The following is a 19,217-nucleotide window of genomic DNA, read 5'->3' as shown; positions in this document are numbered from 1 at the left end:
GAGCACACCAGGATCGCGCCGTCCATCTGCGCCGCACCCGTGATCATGTTCTTCACGTAGTCGGCGTGGCCCGGGCAGTCCACGTGGGCGTAGTGGCGGTTCGCCGTTTCGTATTCCACGTGCGCCGTGTTGATCGTGATGCCGCGCGCCTTTTCTTCCGGCGCCGCGTCGATCTGGTCGTACGCCTTCGCTTCGCCGCCGAACTTCGCGGTCAGCACCGTCGTGATCGCCGCCGTCAGCGTGGTCTTGCCGTGGTCAACGTGTCCGATCGTCCCCACGTTCACGTGCGGCTTCGTCCGTTCGAATTTACCTTTTGCCATGTTTCTCTTCTTTCAAAAAAGTTGATCGATGAATGCTGCCGAAAGACTTACTTCGCCTTCGCGTTGATGATCGCTTCGGAGACGTTGCGCGGCGCTTCTGCGTAATGCTTGAATTCCATCGTGTACGTCGCGCGCCCTTGCGAGAGCGAACGCAGCGATGTCGAGTAACCGAACATTTCCGACAGCGGTACTTCTGCACGGACGATCTTGCCGCCGCCAATCATGTCTTCCATGCCCTGAACAATGCCGCGACGACCCGACAGGTCGCCCATCACATTGCCCATGTAGTCTTCCGGCGTTTCGACTTCGACGGCCATCATCGGTTCGAGAATGACCGGGTTCGCCTTGCGCATTGCTTCCTTGAACGCCATCGAACCGGCCATGCGGAACGCGTTTTCGTTCGAGTCAACATCGTGGTACGAACCGAACGTCAGATGCACCTTCACGTCGACGACCGGGAAGCCGGCCAGCACGCCGCTCTTCAGCGTTTCCTGGATGCCCTTGTCGACAGCCGGGATGTACTCACGCGGAATCACGCCGCCCTTGATCTCGTCGAGGAACTCGTAGCCCTTGCCCTGTTCGTTCGGCTCAAGCGTGATGACCGCATGACCGTACTGACCACGACCGCCCGACTGCTTGACGAACTTGCCATCAACGTCTTCCGCCTTGCCGCGGATCGTTTCGCGGTAAGCCACCTGCGGCTTGCCGACCGTAGCTTCGACGCCGAACTCACGCTTCATCCGGTCGACCAGAATTTCGAGGTGGAGCTCGCCCATGCCCGAAATAATGGTTTGACCCGACTCTTCGTCGGTTTGCACGCGGAACGACGGATCTTCCTGAGCCAGACGGTTGAGCGCCAGGCCCATCTTTTCCTGGTCGGGCTTCGTCTTCGGCTCAACAGCCTGCGAAATCACCGGCTCCGGGAAAATCATGCGTTCGAGCACGATCGGGCTTTGCGGATCGCACAGCGTGTCGCCAGTAGTCGCATCCTTCAGACCGACTGCTGCAGCGATGTCGCCGGCGCGCACTTCCTTGATTTCTTCGCGCTGGTTTGCGTGCATCTGCAGAATACGACCCAGACGTTCCTTCTTGTCCTTCGTCGCGTTCAGCACCGTGTCGCCCGAATTCACAACGCCGGAATACACGCGGAAGAAGATCAGCTGACCGACGAACGGGTCGGTCATGATCTTGAATGCCAGTGCCGAGAATTTTTCGTCGTCGGCAGCGCGGCGCTCACCCTTTTCACCGCTCTCCAGTTCGCCGGTAACCGGCGGAATGTCGACCGGCGACGGCAGGAAGTCGAGCACGGCGTCCAGCATCCGCTGAACACCCTTGTTCTTGAACGCGGTACCGCACAGCATCGGCTGGATTTCGCAAGCGATCGTCCGGTCGCGCAGACCCTTGACGATTTCCTCTTCCGTCAGTTCACCCGACTCGAGGTACTTGTTCATCATGTCTTCGTTCGCTTCAGCCGCGGCCTCGACCATCTTTTCACGCCATTCGTTGCACGTGTCGACGAGCTCTGCCGGGATTTCTTCGTACGAAAACTTGGTACCCTGGGACGCGTCGTCCCAAATGATCGCCTTCATCTTCATCAGATCGACGACGCCGGTGAAGTTCTCTTCAGCGCCGATAGGCACCACGACCGGAACCGGGTTCGCCTTCAGACGCAGCTTCAGCTGATCGTAGACCTTGAAGAAGTTCGCGCCGGTACGGTCCATCTTGTTGATGAACGCAAGACGCGGAACCTTGTACTTGTTCGCCTGACGCCACACCGTTTCCGATTGCGGCTGCACGCCGCCCACAGCACAGTAGACCATGCACGCACCGTCGAGCACGCGCATCGAGCGCTCGACTTCAATCGTGAAGTCGACGTGGCCCGGGGTGTCGATGATGTTGATGCGGTGCTCGGCGCGGTCGCCTGCCATGCCCTTCCAGAAAGCGGTCGTAGCAGCGGACGTGATCGTGATACCGCGCTCCTGCTCCTGCTCCATCCAGTCCATGGTGGCTGCGCCGTCGTGAACTTCACCAATCTTGTGGTTCACGCCGGTGTAAAACAGAATGCGCTCGGTCGTCGTCGTTTTGCCGGCGTCGATGTGAGCGCTAATACCGATGTTACGGTAGCGCTCGATAGGAGTCTTGCGAGCCACTTTGATCCTCTATGGGGGTTGGTGCGCCGGGTATCGACCCTGCGCGCCCTAACACAAACGGGCGAGGCGCCTGAAAGCGCACCCGCCCGGAATTTCTTTCCGTTGTACTGCCGGATCTGGCTAGACCCGGCAAAGATACTTAGAAACGGAAATGCGAGAACGCCTTGTTGGCTTCTGCCATCCGGTGAACTTCGTCGCGCTTCTTCATTGCGCCGCCGCGGCCTTCAGCGGCCTCGCTCAGTTCACCAGCCAGGCGCAGGGCCATGGACTTCTCGCTACGCTTCTTCGCAGCCTCGCGCAGCCAACGCATCGCCAATGCCATACGACGCGACGGACGCACTTCGACCGGAACCTGGTAGTTCGCACCACCAACGCGACGGCTCTTCACTTCAACGACCGGCTTCACGTTGTTGAGCGCTACCGTGAACACTTCCAGCGGGTCCTTGCCACCCTTGGTCTGGATCTGTTCAAAAGCGCCGTACACGATGCGTTCGGCAACCGACTTCTTGCCCGACAGCATCAGCACGTTCATGAATTTTGCTACATCTACGTTACCGAACTTCGGATCCGGCAACACTTCCCGCTTGGGGACTTCGCGACGACGCGGCATGTTTCTTCCTTTACTTTTTCAGTTGGAGCTGCTTTCAGCCCCGCGGTCACCAACAAACCCGATTCATCTTTACGACTAACCAGCCCGGTCGGGTGACCACTTACTCGACAGCACCGGCGAATCCGGCACCACCGCTATTACCGCCTTTTCAGGCGACCTGATACTGATACGACGCAACCGGCTGCTTACTTGCCGGCCTTGGCACGCTTCGCACCGTACTTCGAGCGAGCCTGCTTACGGTCCTTGACGCCCTGGGTATCCAGCGAGCCGCGAACCATGTGGTAACGCACACCCGGCAAATCCTTCACACGGCCGCCACGGATCAGCACAACCGAGTGTTCCTGCAGGTTGTGGCCTTCACCGCCGATGTACGAAATGACTTCGAAGCCGTTCGTCAGACGAACCTTAGCGACCTTACGGAGCGCCGAGTTAGGCTTCTTCGGCGTCGTCGTGTACACGCGGGTGCACACGCCACGACGCTGGGGGCAGTCCTGCAAGGCCGGGCTCTTGCTCTTCGTCGTTTCCGACGTCCGGCCTTTGCGAACCAGTTGATTGATGGTTGGCATTGTTTCTTCCTGAAATTGAACAAAACCGATGTATCCGTTTCTGGGCAAAGCAGAAACGATGAACATCGAACTTCCTGTTTGCTTCTTTTTACTTCCGCATCCGGCCGCTGCGCATGACGACGCACACGCGAAAGACGCGCGCGGGCAAGCCAAAATCCGGAACCTAGCACTATATTCCGAAAATGCCAAACAAGTCAACAGGTTGGGAGAGCCGAGCAGCGATGCGTAGTCTTCGCGATCAATCGGCCGAGACGACTTCGAGCAGTTCTGCGCCGAAGCGATCGAGTTTGCGGACGCCCATCCCCGGGATGTGGCGGAGGTCGTCCAGCGTGTCCGGCCCGTTGCGGGCAATTTCGGCCAGCGTCGCGTCGTGGAAAATGACGTATGCGGGTACGCCATCGCTTTTCGCGGTCTCGGTGCGCCACGCGCGCAGCCGCTCCCAGCGGGCGCGCTCGCGCGGCCCCATGCCGAGCGTCGGATCAGCTCGCTCGCTCGTGCGGCCCGACGATTGCCGCGTCCGGGTCGGCTTCACGTAGCGGCGCAGCGTCACGTTCTGCTCGCCCTTCAGTACCGGCTTGCTTGCCTCGGTCAGCACCAGCGACCCATAGCCTTCGTGGTCGATGGTCAGATAGCCGAACGCCACCAGTTGCCGGAACACTGCGCGCCATTCCGGTTCGGACAGCGCCGCGCCGATGCCGAACGTGCTCAACTTGTCGTGGCCGCGCTGCAGGATTTTCTCGCTCTTGTTGCCGCGAAGAATGTCGATCAGGTGGCCGGCACCGAAATGAAAACCGCTCGCCCGTTGCGCGCGGAACACGCACGACAGCGCCATCTGCGCTTCGCGTGTCGCGTCCCACGACGCCGGCGGCTCAAGGCACGTATCACAGTTGCCGCACGGACCGCTCGTCTCGCCGAAATAGCCGAGCAGCCGCACGCGCCGGCATGACGCGGTTTCGCACAGCCCCAGCAGCGCGTCGAGCTTGCCGGTCTGCACGCGCTTGTGCGCGTCGTCGGCATCGGACTCGTCGATCATCTTGCGCTGCTGGACGACATCGCCCAGACCGTACGTCATCCACGCATTGGCCGGCATGCCGTCACGGCCGGCGCGACCGGTTTCCTGGTAATAACCTTCGACACTCTTCGGCAAATCGAGGTGTGCGACAAAGCGCACGTCGGGCTTGTCGATACCCATCCCGAACGCGATCGTCGCGCACATCACGACGCCCTCTTCGCGCTGGAACATTTCCTGATGCTTCTGCCGGATCTCGAACTCCATGCCGGCGTGGTAAGGCAGCGCGCGAACGCCCTGCGCCTTCAACCACTCCGCCGTTTCTTCGACCTTGCGACGCGACAGGCAATAGACGACGCCCGCATCGGTCGTACCGTCGGTGCGCGTGTGTTCTGCACGGATGAAATCGAGCAGCTGCGAACGCGCGTTGTCCTTTTCGACGATCCGGTAGCGGATGTTCGGACGATCGAAGCTCGAGACGAAAATGCGCGCATCGTCGAGTGCGAGGCGCTGAACGATCTCTTCGCGAGTGATCGCGTCGGCCGTCGCGGTCAGCGCGATACGGGGCACCGACGGAAACCGCTCGTGCAGCACGGAAAGCTGGATGTACTCCGGCCGGAAATCGTGCCCCCATTGCGACACGCAGTGCGCCTCGTCGATCGCGAACAGGCCGATGCGCGCGCGCTCCAGCAGTTCGAGAAAACGCGGCGTCATCAGCCGCTCCGGCGCGACGTACAAAAGATCGATGTCGCCATCGCGCAGTGCGCGCTCGGTCGCGGCGGCTTCGGCGCCGGACAGCGTCGAATTCAGATACGCGGCGCGCACGCCGACCTCGGTGAGCGCAGCAACCTGATCCTGCATCAACGCGATCAGCGGTGACACAACGATGCCGGCGCCGAGCCCAGCCTCGTGGCGGACCAGCGACGGAATCTGATAGCACAGCGACTTGCCGCCGCCCGTCGGCATCAGCACGAGCGAATCGCCACCCGAGGCCACATGCTCCACGATCTCGCCCTGCTGTCCGCGGAATGCGGGATAACCGAAGACTTCGTTGAGAATTTCGAGCGAACGGGACATTGAGATCGGGAAGAGACGGCGGGCCGGACAGACGAATTTTACCAACGCATCCGCAGCATGCTCGCGTTTCTCGCGAACATTCGCCGATCGGCCGATGGGGCGGGTACAAAAAGGCAAAAAAAAGCCGCCCGGTCGAAACCGGGCGGCTTGTGCGGTTCGCAGACGGAAGCGGCTTGCGCCGCCGCGTCTTACTCGCCGGAGTGCTGCTGTTCGGCGGCCGGGGTTTCCGGCGTACCGAATTCGAAGGACTCTTCCGCTGCGATCTGATCGAAACGCTCGCGGTCGGACAGCTCCTTGCTCTTGCGTGCCTTGTGGAACGCGAGACCCGTACCGGCCGGAATCAGACGGCCGACGATCACGTTTTCCTTCAGACCACGCAGATCGTCGCGCTTGCCCATAATCGCCGCTTCGGTCAGCACGCGGGTCGTTTCCTGGAACGACGCCGCGGAGATGAACGAATCGGTCGACAGCGATGCCTTCGTGATACCGAGCAGCACGTTGTCGTATGTTGCCGGGACCTTGTCTTCCGCAGTCATCCGGTCGTTCTCGTCGAGCATGTCCGAGCGCTCGACCTGCTCGCCCATGATGAAGCGCGTATCACCGTTATCGACGATCTGCACGCGACGCAGCATCTGACGGACGATCACTTCAATGTGCTTGTCATTGATCTTCACGCCCTGCAGACGATACACGTCCTGCACTTCGTCCACGATGTAGCGCGCCAGCGCCTCGACGCCCTGCAAACGCAGGATGTCGTGCGGATCCGCAGGTCCGTCGACAATCATTTCGCCCTTGTTGACGACCTGACCATCGTGCACCAGAACCTGCTTTTCCTTCGCGATCAGGAACTCGTGCTGTTCGCCTTCGAGGTCCGTGATAACGAGACGCTGCTTGCCCTTCGTGTCCTTACCGAACGACGTCGTACCCGTGACTTCCGCGAGAATGCCGGCGTCCTTCGGCGAACGTGCTTCGAACAGTTCAGCCACGCGCGGCAGACCACCGGTAATGTCACGCGTCTTCTGCGATTCGGTCGGGATCCGTGCGAGCACTTCACCGACCTGCACCTGCTGACCGTCCTTCACGGTAATCAGCGCGCCGACCTGGAAGCCGATCTGCACCGAATGCTCGGTGTTCGGGATCTTCACTTCCTCGCCGTTCGCGTCGAGCAGTTTCACCTGCGGACGCACGCTCTTCGAAGCCTGCGAACCGCGGCGCTTCACGTCGATCACGACGAGCGTCGACAGCCCCGTCACGTCGTCGATCTGCTTCGCCACCGTCACGCCTTCCTCGACGTTTTCGAACCTCACCGTACCGCCGTACTCGGTGATGATCGGACGCGTCATCGGATCCCACGTCGCGAGCTGCGTACCGGCCTTGATCTGCGCACCGTCCAGCTGCAGCAGCGTCGCGCCGTACGGCACCTTGTGACGTTCGCGCTCACGGCCGTGATCGTCGGTAATCATCGCTTCGCCCGAACGCGAGATGACGATCTGCTCGCCCTTCGCATTCGTGACGTAACGCATCGTCGACGTGAAACGGACCGTACCGTTCGACTTCGCTTCGACCGACGAAGCCACTGCCGCACGCGATGCCGCACCGCCGATGTGGAACGTCCGCATCGTCAGCTGCGTGCCCGGTTCGCCGATCGACTGCGCGGCGATCACGCCGACCGCTTCGCCGACGTTGACCGACGAGCCACGACCCAGATCGCGGCCATAGCAGGCTGCGCACAGACCGTAACGCGTTTCGCAGGTGAGCGGCGTGCGCACGCGCACTTCGTCGATGCCGAGGCGTTCGATTTCCTCGACCGCGTCTTCGTCGAGCAGCGTGCCCGATTCGTACAGCGTTTCCTGCGATTCCGGATTGACGACGTCCGCCACCGCCACGCGACCGAGAATCCGGTCACGCAGTGCTTCGACAACTTCACCGCCTTCAACCAGCGCCTTCATGGCGACGCCGTTCGACGTACCGCAATCGTCCTCGACCACCACCAGATCCTGCGTCACGTCGACGAGACGACGCGTCAGGTAACCCGAGTTCGCCGTCTTCAGTGCCGTATCAGCCAGACCCTTACGTGCACCGTGGGTCGAGATGAAGTACTGCAACACGTTCAGGCCTTCGCGGAAGTTCGCCGTAATCGGCGTCTCGATGATCGAGCCGTCCGGCTTCGCCATCAGGCCGCGCATCCCCGCCAGCTGGCGGATCTGCACTGCGGAACCCCGGGCGCCCGAGTCGGCCATCATGTAGATGGAGTTGAACGACTCCTGACGCGTCTGGTTACCGTCGCGATCGACCACCGGTTCCGTCGACAGCTGCTCCATCATCGCCTTGCCGACCGCTTCCGACGTTGCCGACCAGATGTCGACCACGTTGTTGTAGCGCTCTTGCGACGTGACGAGACCCGACATGTACTGACGGTCGTATTCCTTCACCTTCTTCGCGGCGTCGCCGACGATGGTTTCCTTCTGCGGCGGCACGAGCATGTCGTCGACGCAGATCGAAATACCGGCGCGCGTCGCCAGGCGGAAGCCCGACTGCATCAGCTGGTCGGCGAAGATCACGGTTTCGCGCAGACCGCACTTGCGGAACGCGGTGTTGATCAGACGCGAGATTTCCTTCTTCTTCAGCGGCTTGTTCAGCACCGAGAACGGCAGGCCCGGCGGCAGGATTTCCGACAGGATCGAGCGGCCGACGGTCGTCGCGTACAGCGAGATCTTCGGCACGAACTGCGGAGCACCTTCCGACGTGTCTTCGTTGCGGACCATTTCGGTGATCCGCACGTTGACGCGCGATGCAAGCTCGACTTCCTTGTTCTCGTACGCACGCAGCGCTTCCGAGACGCCCGTGAACGTCAGGCCTTCGCCCTTGCCGTTCACTGCTTCGCGGGTCGCGTAGTACAGGCCGAGCACGATATCCTGCGACGGCACGATCGACGGATCGCCGTTGGCCGGGAACAGCACGTTGTTCGACGCCAGCATCAGCGTGCGCGCTTCCATCTGCGCTTCGAGCGACAGCGGAACGTGAACAGCCATCTGGTCACCGTCGAAGTCGGCGTTGAACGCCGCGCAAACCAGCGGATGCAGCTGGATTGCCTTGCCTTCGATCAGCACCGGCTCGAACGCCTGAATGCCAAGACGGTGAAGCGTCGGTGCGCGGTTCAGCATCACCGGATGCTCGCGGATCACCTCTTCGAGGATGTCCCACACCACGGCCGTCTGGTTCTCGACTTCCTTCTTCGCAGCCTTGATGGTGGTAGCGACACCCATCACTTCGAGCTTGTTGAAGATGAACGGCTTGAACAGTTCGAGCGCCATCAGCTTCGGCAGACCGCACTGATGCAGCTTCAGCGTCGGGCCAACCACGATGACCGAACGGCCCGAATAGTCGACGCGCTTACCGAGCAAGTTCTGACGGAAACGACCGCCCTTACCCTTGATCATGTCGGCGAGCGACTTCAGCGGACGCTTGTTCGCGCCCGTCATTGCCTTGCCGCGACGACCGTTGTCGAGCAGCGAATCGACGGCTTCCTGCAGCATCCGCTTTTCGTTGCGGACGATGATTTCAGGCGCCTTCAGTTCGAGCAGACGCTTCAACCGGTTGTTACGGTTGATCACGCGGCGATACAGGTCGTTCAGGTCCGACGTCGCGAAACGGCCGCCGTCGAGCGGCACGAGCGGACGCAGTTCCGGCGGCAGCACCGGCAGCACTTCGAGGACCATCCAGTCCGGCTTGATGCCCGAACGCTGGAAAGCCTCGAGCACCTTCAGGCGCTTCGCGTACTTCTTGATCTTCGCTTCCGAACCGGTGTTCTTCAGTTCGGTGCGCAGCATCTCGACCTGCTCGTCGATGTTGATCGCACGCAGCAGTTCGCGCACGCCTTCCGCGCCCATCTCGGCACGGAATTCGTCACCGTACTCTTCGACCTTGTTGTAGTAATCCTCTTCGGTCATGATCTGCCGCGCTTTCAGCGGCGTCATGCCCGGATCGATCACCACGTACGCTTCAAAGTACAGCACGCGTTCGATGTCGCGCAGCGTCATGTCGAGCACCATGCCCAGACGCGACGGCAGCGACTTCAGGAACCAGATGTGCGCAACAGGCGACGCGAGTTCGATGTGACCCATGCGCTCGCGGCGCACCTTGGCCAACGTCACTTCGACACCGCACTTTTCGCAGATCACGCCGCGGTGCTTCAGACGCTTGTACTTGCCGCACAGGCACTCGTAGTCCTTGATCGGCCCGAAGATCTTCGCGCAGAACAGACCATCCCGCTCCGGCTTGAAGGTGCGGTAGTTGATGGTTTCCGGCTTCTTCACTTCGCCGAACGACCACGAACGGATCTTGTCCGGCGATGCCAGACCGATCTTGATCGCGTCAAAAACTTCCGGTTGTTGGACTTGCTTGAATAGATCGAGCAGAGCTTTCATTGCCTTCTCTCCGTAGTCCGATTAGTTGCGGTCGAGATCGATGTCGATACCGAGCGAGCGGATTTCCTTCACCAGCACGTTGAAGGATTCCGGCATGCCCGCATCGATCACGTGATCGCCCTTGACCAGGTTCTCATACACCTTGGTCCGGCCTGTCACGTCATCCGACTTGACCGTCAGCATTTCCTGCAGCACATACGATGCGCCGTACGCTTCGAGCGCCCACACTTCCATTTCACCGAAGCGCTGGCCACCGAACTGCGCCTTACCGCCAAGCGGCTGCTGCGTCACGAGCGAGTACGGGCCCGTGGAACGCGCATGCATCTTGTCGTCGACCAAGTGATGCAGCTTCAGGTAGTGCATGTAGCCGACCGTGACCGGACGCTCGAATGCCTCACCCGTGCGGCCGTCGTACAGACGCACCTGGTTCTTCGACGGCGTCATGCCGAGGTTCTGCGCGATGTCGTCAGGGAACGCCAGGTTCAGCATGCCGGACATTTCCTCTTCCGTCGCACCGTCGAACACCGGCGTCGCGAACGGCACGCCTTCGCGCAAGTTCTTCGCGAGCTCGACGATTTCGTCGTCCGAGAACGTGTCAAGCTCTTCCGCACGGCCCGACTCGTTGTAGATCTTGGTCAGGAACGCGCGCAGTTCGGCGATCTTCGCCTGACGTTGCAGCATTTCGGCGATACGCCAGCCGAGGCCCTTCGCGGCCCAACCCAGATGTACTTCGAGCACCTGACCCACGTTCATCCGCGACGGCACGCCGAGCGGATTCAGCACGACGTCCGCCGGACGGCCGTCGGCCATGTGCGGCATGTCTTCGATCGGGACGATCTTCGACACAACACCCTTGTTACCGTGACGGCCGGCCATCTTGTCGCCAGGCTGCAGGCGGCGCTTCACTGCCAGGTACACCTTGACCATCTTCAGCACGCCCGGCGGCAGTTCGTCGCCTTGCGTGAGCTTCTTGCGCTTTTCTTCGAACGCGAGATCGAACTGGTGACGCTTCTGTTCGATCGAGTCCTTGATCGCTTCGAGCTGCGCCGCTGCTTCTTCGTCCGCGAGGCGGATGTCGAACCAGTGGTAGTGGTCGAGATCTTCCAGGTAAGCCTGGTCGATCTTCGTACCCTTCGCGAGCTTCTTCGGACCGCCGTTCGCCACCTTGCCGACGAGCATCCGTGCGAGACGCTGGAACGCATCGCCTTCCACGATACGCAGCTGGTCGTTCAGGTCGAGGCGATAGCGCTTCAGTTCATCGTCGATGATCTGTTGCGCGCGCTTGTCGCGCTGGATGCCTTCACGCGTGAACACCTGCACGTCGATCACGGTACCGCTCATGCCCGACGGCACGCGCAGCGACGTGTCCTTCACGTCCGATGCCTTCTCGCCGAAGATCGCGCGCAGCAGCTTTTCTTCCGGCGTCAGCTGGGTTTCGCCCTTCGGCGTCACCTTACCGACCAGCACGTCGCCCGCTTCGACTTCCGCGCCGATGTACACGATGCCCGACTCGTCGAGACGGCCAAGCTGCACTTCAGCGAGATTCGAAATGTCGCGCGTGATTTCTTCCGGTCCGAGCTTCGTGTCACGAGCCACGACGTTCAGTTCTTCGATGTGGATCGACGTGTAACGGTCGTCCGCCACCACCTTCTCAGAGATCAGGATCGAGTCTTCGAAGTTGTAGCCGTTCCACGGCATGAACGCGACCAGCATGTTCTGACCAAGTGCCAGTTCGCCGAGGTCGGTCGATGCGCCGTCAGCCAGCACGTCGCCACGCGACACGATGTCGCCGACCTTCACGATCGGGCGCTGGTTGATGTTCGTGTTCTGGTTCGAACGCGTGTACTTGATCAGGTTGTAGATGTCCACGCCGACGTCGCCAGCAACGGCTTCATCGTCGTTCACGCGGATCACCATACGGCCTGCGTCGACGTAATCGACGACACCGCCGCGGAATGCCTGAACTGTCGTACCCGAGTCGACCGCCACCGTACGCTCGATACCCGTACCGACCACGGCCTTTTCAGGGCGCAGACACGGCACAGCCTGACGCTGCATGTTCGAACCCATCAATGCGCGGTTCGCGTCGTCGTGCTCGAGGAACGGAATCAGCGAGGCGGCCACCGACACGATCTGCGACGGCGCCACGTCCATGTACTGGATGCGGTCCGGCGTGACCATCAGCGTTTCGCCAGCTTCACGCGACGACACGAGTTCATCGGTCAGCGTGCCGTCGTCGGCCACTGCAGCGTTCGCCTGAGCGATCACGTAACGGCCTTCTTCGATCGCCGACAGGTAATCGATCTGATCGGTCACCTTGCCGTCCGTCACCTTACGGTACGGCGTCTCGAGGAAGCCGTATTCGTTCAGGTGCGCGTACAGCGCGAGCGAGTTGATCAGGCCGATGTTCGGACCTTCCGGCGTTTCGATCGGGCACACACGACCGTAGTGGGTCGGGTGCACGTCGCGGACTTCGAAGCCTGCGCGTTCACGCGTCAGACCGCCCGGTCCAAGTGCCGACACGCGGCGCTTGTGGGTGATTTCCGACAGCGGGTTGGTCTGGTCCATGAACTGCGACAGCTGCGACGAACCGAAGAACTCGCGAATCGCCGACGAAATCGGCTTCGAGTTGATCAGGTCGTGCGGCATCAGGTTTTCGCTTTCGGCCTGGCCGAGGCGTTCCTTCACAGCACGTTCGACACGCACGAGACCGGCACGGAACTGGTTCTCCGCCAGTTCGCCGACGCAACGCACACGACGATTGCCCAAGTGGTCGATATCGTCCACTTCGCCCTTGCCGTTACGCAACTCGACGAGGATCTTGATCGTCGCGAGGATGTCGTCGTCCTGCAGCGTCATCGGTCCGATGATCTCGTCGCGACCCACGCGACGATTGAACTTCATACGACCCACCTTCGACAGGTCGTATGCGTCTTCGCTGTAGAACAGGCGGTTGAACAGCGCCTCGACGGCTTCTTCAGTCGGCGGTTCGCCCGGACGCATCATCCGGTAGATCGCGATACGCGCGGCCATGCGGTCCGCGGTTTCGTCGATACGCAGCGTCGACGAGATGTACGGACCTTGATCCAGATCGTTCGTGTAGAGCGTCTGGATGTCCTTGATCTTCGCTTCGCGCAGCTTCTCGAGTGCGGTTTCGGTGATTTCTTCGTTCGCGTTCGCGATCACTTCACCGGTGTCACCGTCGACGACGTTCTTCGCCAGCACGCGGCCGAGCAGATAGTCTTCGGGAACCGAGATGAACTTCGTCTTCGCGTTTTCGAGGTCGCGGATGTGCTTCGCGTTGATCCGCTTGTCCTTCTGCACGATGACGTTGCCGTCGCGATCCGTGATATCGAAGCGCGCGACTTCACCACGCAGACGCTCCGGCACGAACTCCATCTGCGCGCCTTCCGGCATCAGCGTGAAGTTGTCGAACACGAAGAAGTTCGCGAGGATCTGTTCCGGCGTCAGGCCGATTGCCTTCAGCAGGATCGTGACCGGCATCTTGCGACGACGGTCGACGCGGAAGTACAGCACGTCCTTCGGGTCGAATTCGAAGTCGAGCCACGAACCGCGGTACGGAATGATCCGCGCGGAGAACAGCAGCTTGCCCGAGCTGTGCGTCTTGCCCTTGTCGTGTTCGAAGAACACGCCGGGCGAACGGTGCAGCTGCGAAACGATCACGCGTTCCGTGCCGTTGATGACGAACGAGCCCGTCGGCGTCATGAGCGGAATTTCGCCCATGTACACTTCCTGCTCCTTCACTTCCTTGACGACCGGCTTGCTCGGCGATTCCTTGTCGAGCAGCACCAGGCGCACTTTCGCGCGCAGTGCGGAGCAGTACGTCAAGCCGCGTTGCTGGCATTCCTTGATGTTGAACGCCGGCGACGACAGCATGTAGCTGACGAACTCGAGACGCGCAAAACCGTTGTGCGACACGATCGGGAAAACCGATGTGAACGCGGCCTGCAGGCCTTCGGGCTTGCGTTGTGCAGCAGGCACGTCTGCTTGCAGAAACGTGCTGAATGATTCAAGCTGGGTAGCCAGCAGGAAAGGTACTTGGTGAACGATGGGGCGCTTCGCAAAGCTCTTGCGAATACGCTTCTTCTCGGTGAAGGAATATTGCATACGATCTCCGAATCACGGCGGGCATTGTTGTCGAGGCAGGGTACCTTGATGAGACAACCCGAGTGTTCACCGACTGAGACCCGATGGCCGTCCGATGGCTTGAACGAGCCTAGAAGCTTGGTGGTTGGCCGCTACCAACCGCTGGCTGACGGCAGCGGATGCCTATGTTGCCCGCTGCCCGACCAAACTTGCCTTCTGCAGTCGCTTCAGAAGACAAAGAGAATCGCCGGTCGACCTTACCGAAAGACGCTTCTCTTTGGCTTCTTGGGCCCACGTTCTTGCCGAAACAACAGCGCAAAAACGTAGTCCCCACAAAGCACAAAAAGGCCGGCGGTGGAAAACCGCCAGCCTTCGCGCAGCCTGCTGAAACTTACTTGATTTCAGCCTTCGCGCCAGCTTCTTCGAGCTTCTTCTTCGCTTCTTCAGCAGCAGCCTTCGGTACCGCTTCCTTCACAGGCTTCGGTGCACCGTCGACCAGATCCTTCGCTTCCTTCAGGCCGAGACCCGTCAGTTCGCGAACTGCCTTAATGACCGAAACCTTGTTCGCGCCGACTTCCGTCAGGTTGACCGTGAATTCGGTTTGTTCTTCAGCAACGGCTGCTGCGCCGCCGCCTGCCGGGCCTGCCACTGCAACAGCAGCTGCCGACACGCCAAACTTTTCTTCGAACGCCTTGACCAGCTCGTTCAGTTCCAGAACCGACATCGAGCCTACGGCTTCGAGGATGTCTTCTTTTGCGATTGCCATTTGAAATACTCCTAAATTGAATTCGGATACAGCCAGCGATCGATTACGCTCAACCGACGTGCGTCACGCACTGCCTGAAATTCAGGCAGCAGCTTCGGCTTCGCCCTTCTGTGCTGCGAGCGCGCCAAGAGCGCGTGCGAAGCCAGAGACGGGAGCCTGCATGACGAACAGCAGCTTGGAGAGCAGTTCCTCGCGGCTCGGGATGCTGGCCAGCGCTTGCACGCCCGCCTTATCCATCACCTTGCCTTCGTAGGAACCGGCCTTGATGATCAACTTGTCATTGCTTTTGCCGAAGTCGTTGACGACCTTGGCAGCAGCAATTGCATCTTCAGAGATGCCGTAGATCAGGGGACCGGTCATCTGCTCTGCCAGCGGAGCAAACGGAGTACCTTCGACAGCGCGACGCGCCAACGTGTTTTTCAACACGCGGAGATACACCTGTTGCTCACGCGCTTTCGCGCGCAGCTTGGTCAGATCGCCAACCGCGATTCCACGATATTCGGCCAGAACGACGGTCTGGGCTTTCGCGACTTGCGCGGCAACCTCAGCGACGACGGCCTGCTTACTTTCTTTGTTGAGTGGCACGGTTAACTCCAGATTCGATACGCTCGGCGGATGCTCTGCGTACCGCGTTCAACAACGGCGTCCGACCAGTCAGGAGCATTTCGACCGCTTGCTAACCGCATCGCTGCGAGTATCAAACGGCTTCAGCACTACAAAACCATTTCGGGTTCGCCATCTGCGTTGGCTTTGCATTAAGAGAACACCTGCCTGCTGCGTTCTCGCCAACGGTCTTTGACAACCGGCCGTGCGATGCGAACTGCCACCTCACGACCGCCCAAAGCCCTTAAATAGCGCTCCGGCTTACACCGGAACGCCGGATTCTTTACTGCGCTGCGAGCGATGCCTGATCGACACGCACGCCGACACCCATCGTGCTCGACAGTGCGATCTTGCGCAGGTACACACCCTTGCTCGTCGCCGGCTTCGCTTTTTGCAGCGCGTCGACCAGTGCGTTCAGGTTGCTGCGCAGTGCGGTCGGCTCGAACGATGCACGGCCGATCGTCGCATGGATGATCCCAGCCTTGTCGACACGGAACTGCACCTGACCAGCCTTCGCATTCTTCACGGCCGTCGCGACGTCCGGCGTCACCGTGCCGACCTTCGGGTTCGGCATCAGGCCGCGCGGACCAAGAATCTGACCCAGCGTACCAACCACGCGCATCGTGTCCGGCGAAGCGATCACGACGTCGAAGTTCAGATTGCCGGCCTTGACCTGTTCAGCCAGGTCTTCCATACCGACGATCTCCGCACCGGCGGCACGAGCCTGCTCGGCCTTTTCACCTTGTGCGAACACCGCGACGCGAACCGACTTACCCGTACCGGCGGGCAGCACCACCGAACCACGCACCACCTGATCCGACTTCTTCGCATCGATGCCGAGCTGCACGGCGATGTCGATCGATTCGTCGAACTTTGCGGTTGCGCAGCTCTTCACGAGCGTGAGCGCTTCGTCGACCGGGTACAGCTTCTGGCGATCGACCTGGTTTGCAAAAGATTGCAGACGTTTAGAAAGCTTGGCCATTTACACGCCCTCCACGGTGATGCCCATCGAGCGGGCGCTACCAGCGATCGTACGGACCGCTGCGTCGAGATCAGCTGCCGTCAGATCGGGCATCTTGGTCTTGGCGATGTCTTCGGCTTGTGCACGCGTAATCTTGCCGACCTTGTCGGTGTGCGGCTTGCTCGAGCCCTTGTCGACCTTCGCGGCCTTCTTGATCAGAACCGTAGCCGGCGGCGTCTTCAGAACAAACGTGAAGCTCTTGTCGGCGAACGCGGTGATGACGACCGGAATCGGCAGGCCCGGTTCCAACGCTTGCGTCTGTGCGTTGAACGCCTTGCAGAATTCCATGATGTTCAGGCCGCGCTGGCCCAGTGCCGGACCGACCGGCGGCGACGGATTGGCTTTACCTGCAGGAATCTGCAGCTTGATAAAGCCGATGATTTTCTTTGCCATGTTGAAAACCTCGTTGGAACGCGTTAGCGTTCAGGTGAGTGATAGCGCGCTTTCGACAAACATCGACTACTTGCGCTCCTCAACGGCCATTACGCGGACCGTAAGCGCGAAAGGTGGATCGCACAAACTAGCGCGACCCACCCAGATCAGATCACAGCTTTTCGACCTGACCGAATTCCAGTTCAACCGGCGTCGCCCGGCCGAAGATCGTCACGGAAACACGGACTCGCGATTTCTCGTAGTTCACTTCCTCGACGCTGCCGTTGAAGTCCGTAAACGGACCATCCTTCACACGGATCATCTCGCCGACTTCGAACAGAGTCTTCGGGCGCGGCTTTTCCACGCCTTCCTGCATCTGCGACATGATCTTCTCGACTTCCCGCGGGGAAATCGGGCTCGGACGATTGCGCGCACCGCCCACGAAACCCGTCACCTTCGCCGTGTTCTTCACGAGGTGCCATGTTTCGTCCGTCATCTCCATTTCCACGAGCACGTAGCCCGGAAAGAAACGGCGCTCGGTCACCGATTTGTGACCGCCCTTCACCTCGACGACCTCTTCGGTCGGCACAAGGATCTGACCAAATTTATCCTGCATGCCAGCACGTTCGATGCGCTCTTGAAGCGCACGTTGCACGCTCTTCTCCATGCCGGAGTAGGCGTGCACGACGTACCAACGTTTACCGCTCGGGGATGCCGGAGTATCACTCATATCATTTCCAACCCAGAATCACCGAGAAAATCGCCCACTCGATGGATTTATCGCTAATCCAGAGAATGATCGCCATGACCAGCACAAAGCCGAACACCACCAGCGTCGTTTGCGTAGCCTCTTTACGAGTGGGCCACACGACCTTGCGGACTTCTTTGTACGAATCTTTGGCAAACGCGATGAAACCCTTGCCAGGTGCGGAGAGAAGACCGACTGCTACACCCGCGATCACCCCAACTGCAAGGGCCGCACCGCGAACGTACCACTCCTGGCCGCTCAGCCAGAAGAACCCGACGAACCCGGCCAAGACCAGCAATACGCCCGCGGTCAACGTCAGCTTGTCGCCGGAGGTATTTACAGTTTCGACGGAAGGATTCGCCATAACACCCTAAACGAGCGCCACATGCGGCGCGAGATTGGCAGGGGCAGAGGGAATCGAACCCCCAACCTTCGGTTTTGGAGACCGACGCTCTGCCAGTTGAGCTATACCCCTAAACCATTTGGGGTTGACGACATCGTCAACCCCGAAACAACCGATCAACGAGAACTAACTGGCTTACTCGATGATCTTGGCGACGACACCGGCGCCGACGGTACGACCGCCTTCACGGATAGCGAAGCGCAGACCTTCTTCCATCGCGATCGGCGCAATCAGCTTCACCGTGATCGACACGTTGTCGCCCGGCATCACCATTTCCTTGTCCTTCGGCAGCTCGATCGAGCCCGTCACGTCCGTCGTGCGGAAGTAGAACTGCGGACGGTAGTTGTTGAAGAACGGCGTATGACGGCCGCCTTCGTCCTTGCTCAGCACGTACACTTCAGCCGTGAAGTGCGTGTGCGGCGTGATCGAACCCGGCTTGGCCAGCACCTGGCCACGCTCCACATCTTCACGCTTCGTGCCGCGCAGCAGGATACCGACGTTGTCGCCTGCCTGACCCTGGTCGAGCAGCTTGCGGAACATTTCCACGCCCGTGCACGTCGTCTTCACCGTCGGCTTGATCCCGATGATCTCGATTTCTTCGCCGACCTTCACCACGCCGCGCTCGATACGACCCGTCACCACCGTGCCACGACCCGAGATCGAGAACACGTCTTCCACCGGCATCAGGAACGCACCGTCAATTGCGCGCTCCGGCGTCGGGATGTACGTGTCCAGCGCGTCGGCCAGGCTCATGATCGCCACTTCGCCCAGCTCGCCCTTGTCGCCTTCCAGCGCCAGCTTCGCCGAACCCTTCACGATCGGCGTGTCGTCGCCCGGGAAGTCATACTTCGACAGCAGCTCGCGCACTTCCATTTCCACCAGCTCGAGCAGCTCGGCGTCGTCCACCATGTCGCACTTGTTCAGGAACACGATGATGTACGGCACACCGACCTGACGCGCCAGCAGGATGTGCTCACGCGTTTGCGGCATCGGGCCGTCTGCGGCCGAGCACACCAGGATCGCGCCGTCCATCTGCGC

General features: G+C 60.5%; 14 protein-coding genes and 1 tRNA gene. All 15 read right to left on the bottom strand.

Going from position 1 to position 19,217, the window contains the following annotated elements; genetic code table 11:
* Positions 1 to 320, bottom strand: a 320-nt coding sequence (locus E1748_RS31325; RefSeq protein WP_205965332.1) for a GTP-binding protein, incomplete at its 3' end; no start/stop codon positions are given.
* Between the two features lie 47 nt (positions 321 to 367).
* Entirely contained in the window at positions 368 to 2,470 is a 2,103-nt protein-coding gene (gene fusA, locus E1748_RS31320) for an elongation factor G (protein WP_133651188.1), read from the bottom strand.
* A gap of 139 nt (positions 2,471 to 2,609) precedes the next feature.
* Positions 2,610 to 3,080, bottom strand: a complete 471-nt coding sequence (gene rpsG / locus E1748_RS31315) for a 30S ribosomal protein S7 (RefSeq protein ID WP_006053291.1) — start codon at positions 3,078 to 3,080, stop codon at positions 2,610 to 2,612.
* Between the two features lie 185 nt (positions 3,081 to 3,265).
* Positions 3,266 to 3,646 carry a 30S ribosomal protein S12 gene (gene rpsL / locus E1748_RS31310; protein ID WP_006053290.1) on the bottom strand — a complete coding sequence of 127 codons (381 nt, stop codon included), beginning with the start codon at positions 3,644 to 3,646 and terminating at the stop codon, positions 3,266 to 3,268.
* Between the two features lie 238 nt (positions 3,647 to 3,884).
* Positions 3,885 to 5,732, bottom strand: a complete 1,848-nt coding sequence (gene recQ / locus E1748_RS31305) for a DNA helicase RecQ (protein ID WP_133651187.1) — start codon at positions 5,730 to 5,732, stop codon at positions 3,885 to 3,887.
* Positions 5,733 to 5,920: 188 nt separating this feature from the next.
* Positions 5,921 to 10,159, bottom strand: coding sequence for a DNA-directed RNA polymerase subunit beta' (gene rpoC / locus E1748_RS31300; protein WP_133651186.1), 4,239 nt, complete (start codon positions 10,157 to 10,159; stop codon positions 5,921 to 5,923).
* A 21-nt stretch (positions 10,160 to 10,180) separates the two neighbouring features.
* Complete coding sequence (rpoB, locus tag E1748_RS31295) at positions 10,181 to 14,287, bottom strand: DNA-directed RNA polymerase subunit beta (RefSeq protein ID WP_133651185.1); 4,107 nt, start codon at positions 14,285 to 14,287, stop codon at positions 10,181 to 10,183.
* A 370-nt stretch (positions 14,288 to 14,657) separates the two neighbouring features.
* A complete protein-coding gene (rplL, locus tag E1748_RS31290; protein ID WP_091019589.1) occupies positions 14,658 to 15,032 on the bottom strand; it encodes a 50S ribosomal protein L7/L12 in 375 nt (124 codons plus the stop codon).
* Positions 15,033 to 15,113: 81 nt separating this feature from the next.
* A complete protein-coding gene (gene rplJ, locus E1748_RS31285; RefSeq protein ID WP_133651184.1) occupies positions 15,114 to 15,617 on the bottom strand; it encodes a 50S ribosomal protein L10 in 504 nt (167 codons plus the stop codon).
* A gap of 301 nt (positions 15,618 to 15,918) precedes the next feature.
* Entirely contained in the window at positions 15,919 to 16,617 is a 699-nt protein-coding gene (gene rplA, locus E1748_RS31280) for a 50S ribosomal protein L1 (protein ID WP_133651183.1), read from the bottom strand.
* Positions 16,618 to 17,049: a 50S ribosomal protein L11 gene (gene rplK / locus E1748_RS31275; protein WP_013589839.1), complete on the bottom strand. Its 432-nt coding sequence runs from the start codon at positions 17,047 to 17,049 to the stop codon at positions 16,618 to 16,620.
* 151 nt (positions 17,050 to 17,200) lie between these two features.
* Positions 17,201 to 17,758: a transcription termination/antitermination protein NusG gene (nusG, locus tag E1748_RS31270; protein WP_133651182.1), complete on the bottom strand. Its 558-nt coding sequence runs from the start codon at positions 17,756 to 17,758 to the stop codon at positions 17,201 to 17,203.
* Between the two features lies 1 nt (position 17,759).
* Entirely contained in the window at positions 17,760 to 18,140 is a 381-nt protein-coding gene (gene secE, locus E1748_RS31265; protein ID WP_133651181.1) for a preprotein translocase subunit SecE, read from the bottom strand.
* A gap of 35 nt (positions 18,141 to 18,175) precedes the next feature.
* Positions 18,176 to 18,251, bottom strand: a tRNA-Trp gene (locus E1748_RS31260).
* A gap of 63 nt (positions 18,252 to 18,314) precedes the next feature.
* The coding region (gene tuf, locus E1748_RS31255) for an elongation factor Tu (RefSeq protein WP_133651019.1) at positions 18,315 to 19,217 on the bottom strand (903 nt) is incomplete at its 5' end.

The organism is Paraburkholderia flava (assembly GCF_004359985.1).
Taxonomy (GTDB): Bacteria; Pseudomonadota; Gammaproteobacteria; order Burkholderiales; family Burkholderiaceae; genus Paraburkholderia; species Paraburkholderia flava.
This window is presented reverse-complemented; position numbering and strand designations above follow the sequence as displayed.